Source organism: Mesorhizobium sp. M00.F.Ca.ET.216.01.1.1, assembly GCF_004010325.2.
Lineage (GTDB): Bacteria > Pseudomonadota > Alphaproteobacteria > Rhizobiales > Rhizobiaceae > Mesorhizobium.
Genome location: NZ_SADR02000450.1, coordinates 1 through 302, shown reverse-complemented (window position 1 = coordinate 302; position 302 = coordinate 1). Strand labels below are relative to the sequence as shown.

Below are 302 nucleotides of genomic sequence, written 5' to 3'. Positions count from 1 at the left end.
CCAAGCTCATCCACATCACCGCCGCCGCGCTCACCGGCGCGGCGCTGCTCTTCGGTGCCGGCAATGCCGCCCACGCCAACCAGCTCGTCGCCACGGTTTCGCTGTCGCAGCAGGTCATGGAAGTGACGGTCGACGGCCGGCCGACCTACACCTGGAAGGTGTCGACCGGTGGCAGGGGGCACATCACGCCGACCGGCTCGTTCAAGCCGACCCGCATGCACGAGATGTGGTACTCGAAGAAATACGACAACGCGCCGATGCCGCATTCGGTGTTCTTCAGCGGCGGTTACGCGGTGCATGCC

The 302-nt window shown here is 66.2% G+C and carries 1 protein-coding gene; it reads left to right on the top strand.

Features of this window, described 5'->3' with window-relative positions; all coding sequences use genetic code 11:
* Positions 1 to 302, top strand: a 302-nt coding sequence (locus tag EN859_RS36905) for a L,D-transpeptidase (RefSeq protein ID WP_135913729.1), incomplete at both ends; no start/stop codon positions are given.